11 protein-coding genes, 1 tRNA gene and 2 pseudogenes are annotated in these 15,271 nt (G+C 55.9%); 10 read left to right on the top strand and 4 right to left on the bottom strand.

The genetic code is table 11. The annotated features are described in order from the left end of the window. Positions 1-338: 338 nt before the first annotated feature. From carA to greA, 3 genes are all read left to right on the top strand, one after another. Positions 339-1,523 carry a glutamine-hydrolyzing carbamoyl-phosphate synthase small subunit gene (gene carA, locus ACO0LO_RS02675; RefSeq protein WP_422962821.1) on the top strand — a complete coding sequence of 395 codons (1,185 nt, stop codon included), beginning with the start codon at positions 339-341 and terminating at the stop codon, positions 1,521-1,523. Beyond that, the gene (carB, locus tag ACO0LO_RS02670) at positions 1,516-4,734 is read left to right on the top strand and encodes a carbamoyl-phosphate synthase large subunit (protein WP_422962634.1); all 3,219 of its coding nucleotides are present in this window, start codon (positions 1,516-1,518) and stop codon (positions 4,732-4,734) included. The genes carA and carB overlap by 8 nt, the downstream gene beginning before the upstream one ends. A gap of 183 nt (positions 4,735-4,917) precedes the next feature. After that, positions 4,918-5,394, top strand: a complete 477-nt coding sequence (greA, locus tag ACO0LO_RS02665; protein ID WP_422962633.1) for a transcription elongation factor GreA — start codon at positions 4,918-4,920, stop codon at positions 5,392-5,394. A gap of 206 nt (positions 5,395-5,600) precedes the next feature. Here the strand turns inward: greA and ACO0LO_RS02660 are convergent, their stop codons facing one another. Next, positions 5,601-6,080, bottom strand: coding sequence for a YhbY family RNA-binding protein (locus tag ACO0LO_RS02660; protein WP_422962632.1), 480 nt, complete (start codon positions 6,078-6,080; stop codon positions 5,601-5,603). A 32-nt stretch (positions 6,081-6,112) separates the two neighbouring features. On the opposite strand from ACO0LO_RS02660, the gene ACO0LO_RS02655 reads away from it, so the two are divergent. The 7 genes from ACO0LO_RS02655 (at position 6,113) to ACO0LO_RS02625 (ending at position 12,275) form a co-directional block, all read left to right on the top strand. Continuing rightward, positions 6,113-6,757, top strand: coding sequence for an RlmE family RNA methyltransferase (locus tag ACO0LO_RS02655; protein ID WP_422962631.1), 645 nt, complete (start codon positions 6,113-6,115; stop codon positions 6,755-6,757). 120 nt (positions 6,758-6,877) lie between these two features. Beyond that, positions 6,878-8,770: an ATP-dependent zinc metalloprotease FtsH gene (gene ftsH / locus ACO0LO_RS02650; protein ID WP_422962630.1), complete on the top strand. Its 1,893-nt coding sequence runs from the start codon at positions 6,878-6,880 to the stop codon at positions 8,768-8,770. A 100-nt stretch (positions 8,771-8,870) separates the two neighbouring features. Then, positions 8,871-9,713, top strand: a complete 843-nt coding sequence (gene folP, locus ACO0LO_RS02645) for a dihydropteroate synthase (protein ID WP_422962629.1) — start codon at positions 8,871-8,873, stop codon at positions 9,711-9,713. Positions 9,714-9,825: 112 nt separating this feature from the next. After that, the gene (gene glmM / locus ACO0LO_RS02640; protein WP_422962628.1) at positions 9,826-11,166 is read left to right on the top strand and encodes a phosphoglucosamine mutase; all 1,341 of its coding nucleotides are present in this window, start codon (positions 9,826-9,828) and stop codon (positions 11,164-11,166) included. Positions 11,167-11,316: 150 nt separating this feature from the next. Next, positions 11,317-11,393 (top strand) — tRNA-Arg (locus tag ACO0LO_RS02635). A 66-nt stretch (positions 11,394-11,459) separates the two neighbouring features. Then, positions 11,460-11,900 carry a hypothetical protein gene (locus ACO0LO_RS02630; RefSeq protein ID WP_422962627.1) on the top strand — a complete coding sequence of 147 codons (441 nt, stop codon included), beginning with the start codon at positions 11,460-11,462 and terminating at the stop codon, positions 11,898-11,900. A gap of 225 nt (positions 11,901-12,125) precedes the next feature. Next, positions 12,126-12,275, top strand: a complete 150-nt coding sequence (locus ACO0LO_RS02625) for a DUF3096 domain-containing protein (protein ID WP_394779308.1) — start codon at positions 12,126-12,128, stop codon at positions 12,273-12,275. A 28-nt stretch (positions 12,276-12,303) separates the two neighbouring features. Here the strand turns inward: ACO0LO_RS02625 and ACO0LO_RS02620 are convergent, their stop codons facing one another. The 3 genes and pseudogenes from ACO0LO_RS02620 to egtB form a co-directional block, all read right to left on the bottom strand. Continuing rightward, entirely contained in the window at positions 12,304-12,885 is a 582-nt protein-coding gene (locus ACO0LO_RS02620; protein WP_422962626.1) for a TetR family transcriptional regulator C-terminal domain-containing protein, read from the bottom strand. Positions 12,886-12,901: 16 nt separating this feature from the next. Then, positions 12,902-13,804: pseudogene (egtD, locus tag ACO0LO_RS02615) on the bottom strand (L-histidine N(alpha)-methyltransferase); the annotation flags it as partial. 48 nt (positions 13,805-13,852) lie between these two features. Next, positions 13,853-15,034 (bottom strand): annotated as a pseudogene (gene egtB / locus ACO0LO_RS02610) (ergothioneine biosynthesis protein EgtB); the annotation flags it as partial. Between the last annotated feature and the right edge of the window lie 237 nt (positions 15,035-15,271).

The raw sequence follows: 15,271 nt of genomic DNA, 5'->3' as shown, positions 1-15,271 counted from the left end.
GGGCATGCGCCGGAGCCGGTGTTTCTCCCCCGCTTCATCCCAGTAGGGCAGCACGGTTGTCAACGCCGCCACGCTCTCGTAAGAACTGCCTTGGAAAATGCTTTCCTCAGGCGATTGAGCGTCAATTTTCAGGCTCCAGAATTTGCCTGATGGGCCATTTTGCGCTACAATCTGAAGGTTTAACTAATTTACCTCCCGCCGTAGCGCATACACTATCCACATTGCCCCATAAAATCGTTTCTTCCTGCGCGGAGCCCGTTTGTTAAAACGCCGTGCATCAAGCACAACGATCATCTTGGTGCGACGCAGCGGCGGTAACAATACAGGAGTTACCCTTGCTGCCATTTCCGCAGTCTTTGCCCCATTCACTCCGGCTGGGGCAGGACACACCAGCCATCCTTGCTCTCGCTGACGGGACACTATTTTCCGGTTTTTCCATTGGCGCTACGGGCCATACGATAGGTGAGGTAGTTTTCAATACCTCCATGACCGGCTATCAGGAAATCCTGACCGATCCTAGTTACAGCTCCCAGATCGTCACACTGACTTATCCGCATATCGGCAATACCGGCGTCAATTCTGAAGACGTTGAATCCGACAAAATCCATGCAGCCGGCCTGATCATTAAAGACCTGCCGATGCTGGTATCGAATTTCCGCTCCGAACAATCCCTGTCCGATTACCTGATTTCGCAGAACATCGTCGCTATTGCCGGCATCGACACCCGCAAGCTGACGCGTATCCTGCGTGAAAAAGGCGCCCAGGGCGGCGCCATCCTGACAGGCGACGACGCCGACAAGGCGCTGGAACTGGCGAAATCCTTCCCCGGTTTGTCCGGCATGGATCTGGCGAAAGTGGTCTCTGCCAGCAAATCGTACGAGTGGACGGAAACGGAATGGGTATTGGGCCAGGGCTACGGCCAGCTTGGCGATCCGAAGTTCCACGTGGTGGCATTTGATTATGGCGTCAAGCGCAATATCCTGCGCATGCTGACGCAGCGCGGCTGCAAGGTAACCGTGTTGCCGGCGCAGGCCAGTGCGGCAGATGCGCTGGCGCTGAACCCGGACGGCATATTTTTGTCCAACGGCCCCGGCGATCCGGAGCCTTGCGACTACGCCATTGCCGCGACCAAAGAATTGATAGAAAAAGGCATCCCTACCTTCGGCATCTGCCTGGGTCACCAGATCATGGCGCTGGCCTCCGGCGCGAAGACCTTGAAAATGAAGTTCGGCCACCACGGCGCCAACCATCCGGTGCAAGACCTGGATACCAGGCAGGTGCTGATCACGTCGCAAAACCACGGTTTTGCGGTGGATGCCGCAACCCTGCCGGACAATTGCAGGGTGACGCATGTGTCGCTGTTCGATAATTCCCTGCAAGGCTTTGCCCGTACGGACAAGCCGGCATTCTGCTTCCAGGGTCACCCGGAAGCCTCGCCCGGTCCGCACGATATCGGTTACCTGTTTGACCGTTTCACAGGTTTGATGAATCAGGCAAAGTTGGAGAAAAATAAAAATGCCTAAGCGTAATGATATAAAAAGTATTCTGATTATTGGCGCAGGCCCGATCATCATCGGGCAGGCATGCGAATTCGACTATTCCGGCGCACAGGCCTGCAAGGCCCTGCGTGAAGAAGGTTATAAAGTCATCCTGGTCAACAGCAATCCGGCCACGATCATGACTGATCCTGAAATGGCCGATGTGACCTACATCGAACCGATTACCTGGCAAGTGGTGGAACGCATCATCGCCAAGGAAAAACCGGATGCTATTTTGCCGACGATGGGCGGCCAGACTGCGCTGAACTGCGCGCTGGACCTGCACCGCAACGGTGTGCTGGACAAGTACAAGGTGGAGCTGATCGGCGCGACGCCTGAGGCCATCGACAAGGCAGAAGACCGCTCCAAGTTCAAGGATGCGATGACCAAGATCGGCCTGGGTTCCGCGCGTTCCGGCGTAGCGCATACGCTGGACGAATCCTGGGTGGTGCAGAAAGAACTGGGCTTCCCGGTCATCATCCGTCCGTCGTTCACGATGGGTGGCACCGGCGGCGGGATTGCCTACAATGAAGAAGAGTTTGAAACCATCTGCAAACGCGGCCTGGAAGCATCGCCTACCAGCGAATTGCTGATCGAAGAATCTCTGCTGGGCTGGAAAGAGTATGAGATGGAAGTCGTGCGCGATAAGGCGGACAACTGCATCATCGTGTGCTCGATTGAGAATCTGGATCCGATGGGCGTGCACACCGGCGATTCGATCACGGTAGCGCCGGCGCAGACACTGACCGACAAGGAATACCAGATCATGCGCAACGCCTCGCTGGCGGTGCTGCGTGAAATCGGCGTGGATACGGGCGGCTCCAACGTGCAGTTCTCCGTCAATCCTGCCGATGGCCGCATGATCGTCATCGAGATGAATCCGCGTGTATCGCGTTCCTCGGCGCTGGCCTCCAAGGCGACCGGCTTCCCTATTGCCAAGATCGCGGCCAAGCTGGCAGTCGGCTTTACGCTGGACGAATTGCGCAACGAAATTACCGGCGGCGCGACACCGGCGTCGTTCGAACCTTCGATCGATTACGTCGTCACCAAGATCCCGCGTTTTGCATTTGAAAAATTCCCGCAGGCCGATAAGCACCTGACGACGCAGATGAAATCCGTCGGTGAAGTGATGGCTATCGGACGTACCTTCCAGGAATCCTTCCAGAAAGCCCTGCGCGGTCTGGAAGTGGGCGTGGACGGCATGAACCAGAAGACCACCGACCGCGAAACCATCGAAGCCGAACTCGGCGAGCCCGGACCGGACCGTATCTGGTATGTAGGCGATGCGTTCGGCCAGGGTTTCTCGCTGGAAGAAGTGCATCAGCTGACCAAGATCGATCCATGGTTCCTGGTGCAGATTAAGGACATCGTTGATATCGAACTGTGGCTGGATCACCAGAACCTGGACGCGCTGGACAAGAACCTGTTGCTGAAGCTGAAGCAAAAAGGCTTCTCCGACCGCCGCCTGGCCTATCTGCTGAAAACTACCGACAAGGCGGTGCGTGAACGTCGCCACCTGCTGAACGTCCGTCCGGTCTACAAGCGCGTGGACACCTGTGCCGGCGAGTTTGCAACCAACACTGCCTACATGTATTCGACGTATGAGGAAGAGTGCGAGTCCGCGCCGACCGACAAGAAGAAGATCATGGTTCTCGGTGGCGGCCCCAACCGTATCGGCCAGGGTATCGAGTTTGACTACTGCTGCGTGCACGCTGCGTTTGCGATGCGCGAAGACGGCTATGAAACCATCATGGTCAACTGCAATCCTGAAACCGTGTCCACCGACTACGATACGTCGGATCGCCTGTATTTTGAACCGCTGACGCTGGAAGACGTGCTGGAAATCGTTGCGCTGGAAAAACCGGTCGGCGTCATCGTCCAGTACGGCGGCCAGACACCGCTGAAACTGGCGCTGGACCTGGAAGCCAATGGCGTGCCCATCATCGGTACTTCGCCCGACATGATCGATGCAGCGGAAGACCGCGAACGCTTCCAGAAGCTGCTGCAGGACCTGGGCCTGCGCCAGCCGCCTAACCGTACTGCGCGTACCGAACAGCAGGCGCTGGAACTGGCGCAGGAGATCGGCTACCCGCTGGTGGTGCGCCCCTCTTATGTATTGGGTGGCCGCGCGATGGAAATCGTGCACGAGCAGCGCGACCTGGAGCGCTACATGCGCGAAGCGGTCAAGGTGTCACATGATTCCCCGGTGTTGCTGGACCGCTTCCTGAACGATGCGATTGAAGTGGACGTGGACTGTCTGTCCGATGGCCAGCGTACTTTCATCGGTGGTGTGATGGAGCATATTGAACAGGCCGGCGTGCACTCCGGTGATTCAGCCTGCTCATTGCCGCCGTATTCCTTGTCGCAGGAAACCATTGCCGAATTGAAGCGCCAGACCTCGCTGATGGCCAAGGGCCTGAACGTGGTTGGCCTGATGAACGTGCAGTTTGCGATCCAGCAGCAGGACGGCAAGGATGTCGTGTTCGTGCTGGAAGTGAATCCGCGTGCATCCCGTACCGTGCCTTACGTCTCCAAGGCGACCGGCTTGCAGCTGGCCAAGATTGCGGCGCGCTGCATGGCCGGCCAGTCGCTGGATTCGCAAGGTATCTTCGAAGAGGTTGTGCCGCCTTATTACAGCGTCAAGGAAGCTGTGTTCCCGTTCGTCAAGTTCCCGGGCGTGGATACCATCCTCGGGCCAGAGATGAAGTCCACCGGCGAAGTGATGGGCGTGGGCAAGACCTTCGGTGAAGCCTTCGTTAAATCGCAACTGGGTGCCAGCGTCAAACTGCCGCAGTCCGGCAAGGTATTTTTGAGCATCAAGGGCAGCGACAAGCCGCGTGCCGTCAAGGTTGCCAGGGATCTGGTAGCGCTCGGCTTCTCGGTGGTGGCTACTCGTGGCACGGCGTCAGCGATTGCGGCAGAGGGCATTCCTGTGTCGGTTGTTAACAAGGTCGTTGAAGGCCGGCCGCATATCGTGGACATGATCAAGAACCACGAAATTGCGCTGGTGATCAATACCGTGGAAGAAAAACGCAATGCGATCGTCGATTCGCGGGCAATCCGTGTTTCTTCGCTGGCAGCCCGCGTAACCACCTATACCACCATTGCCGGCGCGGAAGCGGCAGTGGAGGGGATGCGCCATCTGGACGAGTTACACGTCTATGATTTACAAGGACTGCATAAAACCTTACACTAACTGTTATAGTATGGCGTAAGCTGCCGTGGAGGTCGCCGGATTCTGTATCCGGTTCTTTGAGCGGCACTAGCCTTGCTGATATAAGTTACAGGTTTAATTCATACAGAGGTCACTGGCAACATCAGTCTTGCTGATGTCTAAAGTGGCCTCTGTATTTTTACTTTATAAGTGTTAATAATTGATATGAGTACAGTACCTCTCACCAAATTCGGCGCGGAATTGCTTAAGCAGGAATTGCATCAACTGAAGACCAAAGAGCGTCCTTCGGTCATCAATGCAATTTCAGAGGCGCGCGCACAAGGCGATTTGTCTGAAAACGCAGAGTACGATGCCGCCAAAGAGCGCCAGAGCTTTATCGAAGGCCGCATCGCGGATCTGGAGGGCAAGCTGAGCGCTGCGCAGATCATTGACCCGACCGAGCTGGAAGCGGAAGGCCGCGTGGTGTTTGGTTCCACCGTGCACCTGGAAGACCTGGAAAATGCGCAGAAGGTGACCTATCAGATCGTTGGCGAGGATGAAGCCGACATCAAGGAAAAGAAAGTCTCCATCACTTCGCCTATCGCGCGCGCGCTGATCGGCAAGTATGCCGGCGACGTGGTCGGTGTGCAGGCGCCTTCCGGCGTGCGCGAGTACGAAGTGCTGGACGTTTTGTATATCTGAAAATAAACTGCAGGCGGCAACCGGCTGGTTGCCCGCTATTTGCACGATATTGCTCTGCGCGCTGATGAATTAACTCAAGGCTCAGCCAATTGCGCGCATAATCACGAAATATTGCAGGATGTGCGGCAGACAGGATGGAGTGCCGGCAGGCAAGGGCACTGCCGCAAACACCCGGATACTACTGGCGCAGGCTTGCCTGAATGTACTCAGGCGTTGCCGAGAGCCGATTTCTTGGTACTGGACTGACGCGGTTTGGCGCGTTTGATATTGCCGCCCTGCGTTACCCGTTCATTGCCCTTGACCATCACTTTGGATACAGTAGGTTTCTTGGTGCCGCTGGGGCTTGGTTTGACGATAGTCACTTCCCGCAAACCGCCTGCTTTGCCTTTTCTCAATACCTTGGTGGTGCTTTCTTCCTGCTTGGGACGGTAGAGAACCAGCAGTTTGCCAATATGCTGGATAGGCGCCGCATCCAGGGTGCTGCAAATATTGTCATACATGGCGATGCGTGCTTCGCGGTCGTCGCCGAATACACGAACCTTGATCAGGCCGTGGGATTTAAGGCCGGCATCAATCTCTTTCATGACAGCAGGGGACAAGCCGGCTTCGCCTATCAGTACAATTGGCTTCAGGGCGTGAGCTGCGGAACGCAATTCGCTACGTTCAGCGGGCGTTAGTTTTAACATGTAAATTCCTTTAAAAGCAGTATTTTACGCGAATGGCAAAGAATAAATTCAATCAAAATTGGGTTCACGACCATATTAACGATCCTTATGTGAAACTTGCACAAAAGGAAGGCTATCGTGCCCGGGCTGTATACAAGCTCAAAGAGATTGATGAAAGTGAAAAACTGATCAAGCCCGGCCAGATTATTGTTGATCTTGGTGCAACTCCTGGCAGCTGGTCACAGTATGTGAGAAATAAGCTGGCCGGTAAAGACGGCGGCGGCATCCTGGGCGAAATCTTTGCGCTGGACCTGCTGCCCATGGATCCGATTGCCGACGTGCAATTCATTCAAGGCGATTTCCGTGAGGAAGAGGTGCTGAACCAGCTGGAAGCGCAGCTGAAAGGCCGCAAGGTAGACCTTGTGTTATCCGACATGGCGCCCAACCTGTCAGGCATACCCACCGCCGATGCGGCCAGGGTCGAATACATCATCGAGCTGGCAGTGGCCTTTGCCAATGCGCACCTGAAACCTTCCGGCGCCTTGCTGGTGAAATGTTTTCATGGCCCCAGTTATAACAGTATTGTCGATATGTTCAAGAATGAGTTTAAAACGGTGGCAAACAAGAAACCCAAGGCCAGCAAGGACAAGTCTTCCGAGATCTTTTTGCTAGGAAAAGGCCTGAAAAACCCTGGCTAAGCCTTTCTTCCCTTGATAAAAGGCGAAACTGCCCTATATGCCGTCTAGCAAGCCTAAGTTAATGGGGGTAGAATTAATGTTTGAGTGTGTGATGGCGTATGTTACGTCCAAGGAGTTCTCGTGAATAATATGTTTTCTAAAGCCGCCATCTGGGTTGTCATTGCCTTGGTGCTGTTCACTGTATTCAAGCAATTTGACGGCAAGGGCATCGCTTCCGGTGCGCAGCCAATGGCATATTCCGATTTCCTGGATGAAGTAAGGGCCAAGCACATCAAGGATGCCACGATCGATGAAGCCAGCCGCTCCATCGTCGCTACTACCGTAGACGGCAAAAAAATCAAATCGCAGGTGACCGTATTGGACAAGGGCCTCGTAGGCGACCTGGTCAACAACGGCATCAAATTCGACGTCAAGCAGCCGGAAGAACAATCCTTCCTGTCCCAGGTATTTATTTCCTGGTTCCCTATGCTGCTGCTGATCGGCGTCTGGGTATTCTTCATGCGCCAGATGCAGGGTGGCGGCAAGGGCGGTGCTTTCTCGTTTGGCAAATCCAAGGCACGCATGCTGGATGATGCCAACAACACGGTCACTTTCGCTGACGTCGCAGGCTGCGATGAAGCGAAAGAAGAAGTGACCGAGATTGTCGATTTCCTGCGCGACCCCACCAAATTCCAGAAACTCGGCGGCCGTATTCCTCGCGGCGTGCTGATGGTAGGTCCTCCAGGTACTGGTAAGACCTTGCTGGCCCGTGCGATTGCCGGTGAAGCCAAAGTACCTTTTTTCACGATTTCCGGTTCCGATTTCGTTGAAATGTTTGTCGGTGTCGGCGCATCCCGCGTGCGTGACATGTTTGAAAACGCCAAGAAACATTCCCCCTGCATTATCTTCATCGATGAGATCGATGCAGTAGGCCGCCATCGCGGCGCCGGCATGGGCGGCGGTAACGACGAACGCGAACAGACATTGAACCAGATGCTGGTGGAGATGGACGGCTTCGAAGCCAACTCCGGCGTCATCGTCATTGCGGCAACCAACCGTGCAGACGTACTGGATAAAGCGCTGCTGCGCCCAGGCCGTTTCGACCGTCAGGTGACTGTCGGCCTGCCGGATATCCGTGGCCGCGAACAAATCCTGAATGTGCACATGCGCAAGGTGCCTATCGCTCCCGACGTTCGTGCAGACATCCTGGCCCGCGGCACGCCTGGTTTCTCCGGTGCCGACCTGGCCAACCTGGTCAATGAATCCGCACTGTTTGCCGCGCGCCGCAACAAGCGCCTGGTGGAAATGCAGGATTTTGAAGATGCCAAAGACAAGATCTACATGGGCCCCGAGCGTAAATCCATGGTCATGCGTGAAGATGAACGCAGGAACACGGCCTACCATGAGTCCGGCCACGCAGTGGTCGCCAAACTGCTGCCCAAGGCAGATCCTGTGCATAAAGTCACGATCATGCCGCGCGGCTTTGCGCTGGGCCTGACATGGCAGTTGCCTGAGCATGACCAGATCAGCGGCTACAAGGACAAGATGCTGGAAGAAATTTCCATCCTGTTCGGCGGCCGTATCGCAGAAGAGATTTTTGTCGGCCAGATGTCTACCGGCGCATCGAATGATTTTTCACGCGCCACCAAACTGGCCCGTTCCATGGTGACTCGTTTCGGCATGTCTGACACGATGGGCGTGATGGTGTATGAAGATAGCCAGCAGGAAGGCTATTTCGGCATGGCTTCTAAAACCATCTCGGAAGCCACGCAGCAAAAAGTCGATGCTGAAATTCGCGTGATCCTGGATGCGCAATATGCATTGTCCCGCAAGCTGCTGGAAGAAAATCGCGACAAGGTAGAAGCAATGACCAAGGCGCTGATGGACTGGGAAACAATCGATGCCGACCAGATTGACGACATCATGAACGGCCTGGAACCGCGTCCGCCAAAACTGGGCACGACAATCCGCAAACATCCAACGGACAGCACGTCCGGCGGGGTGTCACCGAACGCGCCTGCACCGGCCGTATAAATCTACTAAACCGGCAGGCCACACGCTGCTGACGGAAATAGGGTGAGGAGTGATCCTCGCCCTTATTTTTTGCCTCCTTGCCTCCATACGCCCTATGCCGATGAACAGCTATTTTCAATGCGGAAGATACCGCTTTGCCATGCAGGGCAGGCAGTTCCGCCCGCTGGTGATGGGGGTGCTCAACGTCACACCTGATTCATTTTCCGACGGTGGCCAGTACGCCGCACTGGATAGCGCCATTACCCATGCGGAGCAGATGATAGAAGACGGCGTCGACATCATCGACATCGGCGGCGAATCCAGCCGCCCCGGCGCGCCTGCGCTGCCGCTGGAAGAAGAACTGCGCCGCGTGATGCCCATCATTTATGCACTGCGCGATTGCGGCAAGCCGCTCTCCATTGATACCTACAAGCCTGAAGTCATGCAGGAAGCGATCCTGGCCGGTGTGGACCTGGTCAATGACATCAACGGTTTCCGCGATCCGCGTGCCGTACAATTGGCAGCCAACAGCGATGTTGCTTTGTGCGTCATGCACATGCAAAATACGCCATCCGACATGCAATTGAAACCGGAATACGGGAATGTGAACGAAGAAGTCATGCGCTTCCTGCAAGATAGGGTAGAGGTGTTGACAGCCGCGGGGGTGGAGCGCGACAGGATCAGCATTGATCCGGGCTTCGGTTTTGGCAAGACGCTGCAGCACAATGTCGATATGCTCAAAAATATCGGCGATTTCCAGCAACAGCTTCAGTTGCCATTGCTGGCGGGCCTGTCGCGTAAATCCATGATAGGCGCGATCACCGGCAAGCCGGTGGAGCGCAGGATGGCAGGCAGCCTGGGCGCTGCCTTAGCGGCGGTGGCGCAGGGCGCAAAGATAGTACGCGTGCATGATGTGGCTGAGACGGTGGATGCGCTGAAAGTCTGGCAGGCAATGGCAGGCTGACATGGCTGGCGCAGCAGCAAAAGCGCGGGTAAAAGAATTAATAAAAGAATTGACAGAAAAATTAGCAAAGCAGATCTGGACAACAAAAAATAACGAGGGACGGGAAAAGATAATGACAAGGAAATATTTTGGCACCGACGGCATACGCGGCAAAGTAGGCGTTGCTCCGATTACCCCCGATTTTGTCATGCGCCTCGGCTATGCAGCCGGCAAGGTGCTTGCGCAGGCGGATGCTGCCGGCGGCAACAAGCCTGCGGTGCTGATAGGCAAGGACACCCGTATCTCCGGTTATATGCTGGAAGCCGCGCTGGAAGCAGGCTTTGCCGCTGCCGGGGTGGATGTGATGCTGGCGGGCCCTTTGCCTACGCCGGCCATCGCCTACCTGACCAGGGCCTTGCGCCTGTCCGCCGGTGTGGTTATTTCGGCGTCGCACAATCCTTATTACGACAACGGCATCAAGTTTTTTTCTGCATTGGGCAACAAGCTGCCGGATGATGTGGAGCTGGCGATTGAAGCCGAGCTGGAAAAAGAAATGTCCTGTGTATCGTCCGAAAGCCTCGGCAAGGCCCGTCGTCTGGAAGATGCTCGCGGACGCTACATCGAATTTTGCAAAAGCACCTATCCGAACGAGCTGGACCTGCGCGGCCTGAAGATCGTTGTCGATTGTGCGCATGGCGCTGCCTATCAGATTGCCCCGCATGTATTTCATGAACTCGGCGCGGAAGTGATTGCCATCGGCAACCAGCCCAACGGCCTCAACATCAACGACGGCTTTGGCGCCACGTCGCCGGATGCGCTGTCGCTGGCCGTGCGCGCCAACCATGCCGACATCGGCATCGCGCTGGATGGCGACGCCGACCGGCTGGTCATGGTGGACGCCGGCGGCAAGATCTATAACGGTGACCAGTTGCTGTACCTGATGGTGATGGACCGCATGGCCATCGGCCAGGTGCAGGGCGCGGTCGGCACGCTGATGACCAATATGGCGGTGGAGCTGGCGTTTAAAAAGATGGGCGTAGGCTTTTCCCGCGCCAAGGTCGGCGACCGCTATGTGCTGGAGCAGATGCAGGAAAAAGGCTGGCTGCTGGGCGGCGAAGGTTCCGGCCATCTGCTCTGCCTGGACAAGCACACCACGGGCGACGGCATCGTATCCGCGCTGCAAGTCTTGTCTGCGTTACGCCGTAACAAGAAGACCCTGGAGCAATGTTTTGACGACCTGACCTTGTTCCCGCAGGTGCTGATCAACGTGCGCGTCACTCCAGGCTTCGACTGGCAAAAAAATGCCGCTGCCGTGCAGGAAAAAGCGGCGGTGGAAAAAGAACTCGGCGACAAGGGCAGGGTGCTGATCCGCGCCTCCGGCACCGAACCGCTGATCCGCGTGATGGTGGAGGCCGAAGATGCCGATCTCGCCAATAAAATGGCGCGCCGCCTGGCAGACCAGATTACGCCTTGAGCCGGCAAGGCTAACTGCAGCAAAGGTTCGGGATGTGCCCTAAGGCATGATCAAGGTTGAATCCCGGGCCGATAAGAGGTACTATTCAGCCTTCTGTTTTTCCGCGTCATATAATGGTGTAACGCGTATGACGCCGGACACTCTCACGACCTGTCCATAGCTCAGTTGGATAGAGCACGAGCCTTCTAAGCTCGGGGTCGCAGGTTCGATTCCTGCTGGGCAGGCCAATACACGCTGAGACAACATCTCGCATCCATCATCCGCCATAAGCGTCATATACGGTATATAAGCCTATGAAAAATCGTTTTGCACATTGTATTTTTTGCGACGACATCTTCCAGGAAGAGGGCAACAAGTTTTCGTTCATCGGTGTATATGGACCTGACCTTTTTATTGATCAGGTGCCGACTTCCATTCCCCACCTATGTGCGATCGCGACCTTCAATACAGGTGTCGCCCATCCTGTAAAAAGCCTGAAGGTCATTGTGCGCCTGGGTGATCAGGTTTTGCAGGAGATCGAGCCCCCGGCCTCTTATCTGGAGGCGACGCACCAGACATTTGTGAACGCTGCCGATAAAGTGCAGGAAAACGATACCGTTTCCTATAGGATCCAGGCGGCTGTCTATCCAGTGAATTTTGACAAAGCCTCTGTGGTGGAGGTCGTGGCAATTGCCGATGGCGAAGAATATATTGCGGGCCGGCTGCAGGTCAAAATCGCGGTGCCACAAGGATAAATTCCGGGTTTCACCGGCTAACCCGCTTCGGCGGGTTTTTTATTGATGACCTACGATTATTATTTGGCACCGAAAAGCCGTTTCGCAGCATTACTGTAGTCCATAATCTCCGTATTTTGATTGCCATGAAGCCCGGATATTTTCGGATGCCGGTTATAGCAGTTTGCGCTTGGCGCGATCTCTGCTAAATTGTGGCGCTTCCATCACTTCCATACCGCAAACAATATGAATATTCATCTCATGCCGCTCGTCTCCCTGGCGGCAGGCATTCTTATCCTGGTCATGCCCAAGCTGCTGAACTACATCATTGCGTTTTATCTCATTGCGGTTGGCGTGATCGGCTTGTTCGGCACCGGGCATATCCACTTTTCCTGATGCCGTGACGGCTAGTTTTTCAGCGGAATCACGATAAGAACGCTGAAAAAAGAACCTGCCTGAAGCTGTCGATGGGCTCGGCGCTGTCCTGCGCCTTGGCCATCAGGATCGCGCCCTGCAACGATGACAAGATAAAGCCTGCAATCTTCCCGGAATCAAAATCCGGCGGCAGCTCGCCGGTTTTGATGGCTGCTGTAAGGCAATAGGCGATTGCCTGCTGTACTTCTGCATAGATTTGGGTCAGCCGCCGGCGTATCGGCTCGCTCTGGTCGCTGGCTTCCGCCGTCAAATTTCCAAATAGGCAGCCATTGCGCATGCCGTCGCGTATCAGGTGGGCCTTGTTGATGGCAATATAGTCGTCCAGCCTTTGCAGCGGGGGCCGTTCGTCGTTGAGCAGCGTGGCGTGCAAGACCTCCAGCGTATGGCTGAAATTGAGATCGAGCACTTCCAGTCCAAAGGCTTCTTTCGATCCAAAATGGTTGGTGAAAGAGCCCTGGGGAACACCCGCCGCCTGGACAATGTCGCGCACGCTGGCGCCGTGAAAGCCGCGCTCATGAACGACGCGCAGGCCTTCATGAAGGATCTTGTCGCGGTGGGACGGCTTTTTCATGATCTTAATTTACAGGCTAGCTTTGCGCATTCAGGCTGAATACCGCAAACTGCGGCGCATCGCTGATCCATTGGCGTTTTACCACCCAACCAGCCTGCGCAGCCAGCTCGGCGAATGACGCGACCGTGAACTTGTGCGAATTCTCGGTATGCAGGCTCTCACCGGCCATGAAGGCAAAGGTGTGACCTGCCGCATTGACGAGCTGGTCCGTACGGCTGACCAGATGCATTTCCATGCGCTTGTATTCGTCATTCCATACTGCGCGGTGGTCGAACGATTCCAGGTCAAAATTGCCGCCCAGTTCGCGGTTGATGCGCACCAGCAGGTTCTTGTTGAAACGGGCTGTGACACCTTGCGCATCGTCATAGGCGGCCACCAAGGTGGCTTCGTCCTTGACCATATCAGCGCCTATGACCAGGCTGGCGTTATTGCCCATCAGCGTACGGACAGAGCGCAAGAATTGCACTGCCTGCTCATGCGTAAAATTGCCTATCGTTGAACCGGGGAAGAAGCCGACCTTGGGCTTGCCCTGTGTAATCGGCGGCAATGTCAGTGCGGCGGTAAAGTCGCCTGCCAAAGGCACCACCGGTAGTACCGGATAATACTGTGTCAGCCTGGCGGCGGCTTTTTGCAGGGCGTCTTCACTGATGTCTATTGGCACATAGGCGGCGATCTGCGGTGCAGCGTCGATGATCAGCCTTGTCTTGTCGCTGGCGCCGCTGCCGAACTCGACCAGTACCGCGCCGGCGGGGATGTCCGCTGCGATTTCGCCGGCGATCTTGTGCAGCAAGGCAGTTTCCGTGCGGGTGGGGTAGTACTCCGGCGTCACACAGATTTCTTCAAACAGCTCAGAGCCCGCCGCATCGTAAAAATATTTGGGCGACAGGTTTTTTTTCCTGGCCGACAGTCCGGTAATCACATCGGCTGCAAATCCCGGGTCGATGCCGTCGATGGGGTTGGCTTGCGCCAGGTCGCGCGCCAGCCGCACTCCGGAAAACATCCAACGTTGGCCGGGTCGGTAAAAGTTGCGGTAGGTCGGCCGCACATGGCCAGCCGGCGTCACGCTGGCGCCTCCGCGCAGCACCATCTGGTTGACCATGAATTTACCATTGTATTCACCGACAGCGCTCGCTGCGGGCTTGAATCCCGGGTAAGCGTTATAGGCGCTCTGCGTCCATTGCCAAGCCGTATCCTGCAGCTGCTGCAGCAACCCTGTGCCCGCAGCATGCTCCCATTCCGCCTCGGTCGGCAGGCGTGCGCCCGACCATGCGGCAAACGCAGCAGCTTCGTAGTAGCTGACATGGATTACCGGCGCATCATGTACCAGCGGCTCCTTGCCGCGCAGGCTCATCTGGCTCCAGCCATCGGCTTCCTGCAGCCAGTACAGGGGGGCTTGCCAGGATTCAGCCTGCGCCAGCGCCCAGCCATCGGAAAGCCACAGTTCATGGCGGGTATAACCGCCGTCGGCGATGAATTCCAACCATTCACCGTTCGTCACCAGGCGATCGCTGATTTCGAAGGGGTGGAGCAAACTAGTATGGCGCGGGCCTTCGTTGTCGAAGAAAAATCCTGCCGGAGTGGCGCCAATATCCGCCACGGCGCCAGGGAACGGCAGATAGCGTCCCCGGCGTCCCGCTGGCAGCGACGGCCGGTTCGCGTCATAGACAGGCTTGACAGGGGACAGGCTGAACAGGTGCAAAATATCCATCAGCATCAGTTCCTGGTGCTGCTCTTCATGCGCAATTCCCAGTTCCACCAATGCCGCAGTCGCGGCGGGCAAATGAGATTGCAGCAGCACGTGCATGTGCTGCGTTACGTGGCGGCGGTAGTCCAGGATGTCTTGCAATGCAGGGCGCGTCATCATGCCCCTGCCGGCTCTGGCCTGGCGCGGGCCTACGGCTTCGTAATACGAATTGAACAGGTAGCCAAACGACGGGTGGTAAGCCTGGTAGTCCGGCACGTGCGCAGCCAGCAGAAAAGTCTCGAAGAACCAGCTGGTGTGCGCCAGATGCCATTTTGCAGGGCTGGCGTCGGGCATCGATTGCACAACCATATCTTCGGCGCTCAATGGCGCGGCCAGTGTTTCAGTATGCTCGCGTACGCGCAGGAAGCGATTCAGCAGGATAGTGCAGGTGGATGATTTCTGCATTTCATGCAGTTGCGGAGCGAGTGCGAGGGCAGGCGGGAGCGCTTCCGTCGAACGGTTTTTTACGTCTGCAGTCATTTCAGTATTCTTGGCATTGCTGGTGTTCATAGGCGATCCTGCAGACAAAAGTAATGATATTATTTATAAAAATACGGACGTACATATTGTTGGCGATTACCATTTTGCTGTCAAGTGAATTTTGTCATAAATTTATGCGCCAAATGAATAGTCGGACGAGTC

The organism is Undibacterium sp. TJN25 (assembly GCF_049339885.1).
Lineage (GTDB): Bacteria > Pseudomonadota > Gammaproteobacteria > Burkholderiales > Burkholderiaceae_D > Undibacterium.
The sequence above is the reverse complement of the archived record's forward strand: the minus strand, read 5'-3'. Positions and strand labels throughout refer to the sequence as shown.

Bases quoted from the DNA above. Each gene is read 5' to 3' on its own strand.
- carB (WP_422962634.1), top strand. From the start codon at position 1,516: ATGCCTAAGCGTAATGATATAAAAAGTATTCTGATTATTGGCGCAGGC.
- greA (WP_422962633.1), top strand. From the start codon at position 4,918: ATGAGTACAGTACCTCTCACCAAATTCGGCGCGGAATTGCTTAAGCAG.
- ACO0LO_RS02660 (WP_422962632.1), bottom strand. From the start codon at position 6,080: ATGTTAAAACTAACGCCCGCTGAACGTAGCGAATTGCGTTCCGCAGCT.
- ACO0LO_RS02655 (WP_422962631.1), top strand. From the start codon at position 6,113: ATGGCAAAGAATAAATTCAATCAAAATTGGGTTCACGACCATATTAAC.
- folP (WP_422962629.1), top strand. From the start codon at position 8,871: ATGAACAGCTATTTTCAATGCGGAAGATACCGCTTTGCCATGCAGGGC.
- glmM (WP_422962628.1), top strand. From the start codon at position 9,826: ATGACAAGGAAATATTTTGGCACCGACGGCATACGCGGCAAAGTAGGC.
- ACO0LO_RS02630 (WP_422962627.1), top strand. From the start codon at position 11,460: ATGAAAAATCGTTTTGCACATTGTATTTTTTGCGACGACATCTTCCAG.
- ACO0LO_RS02625 (WP_394779308.1), top strand. From the start codon at position 12,126: ATGAATATTCATCTCATGCCGCTCGTCTCCCTGGCGGCAGGCATTCTT.
- ACO0LO_RS02620 (WP_422962626.1), bottom strand. From the start codon at position 12,885: ATGAAAAAGCCGTCCCACCGCGACAAGATCCTTCATGAAGGCCTGCGC.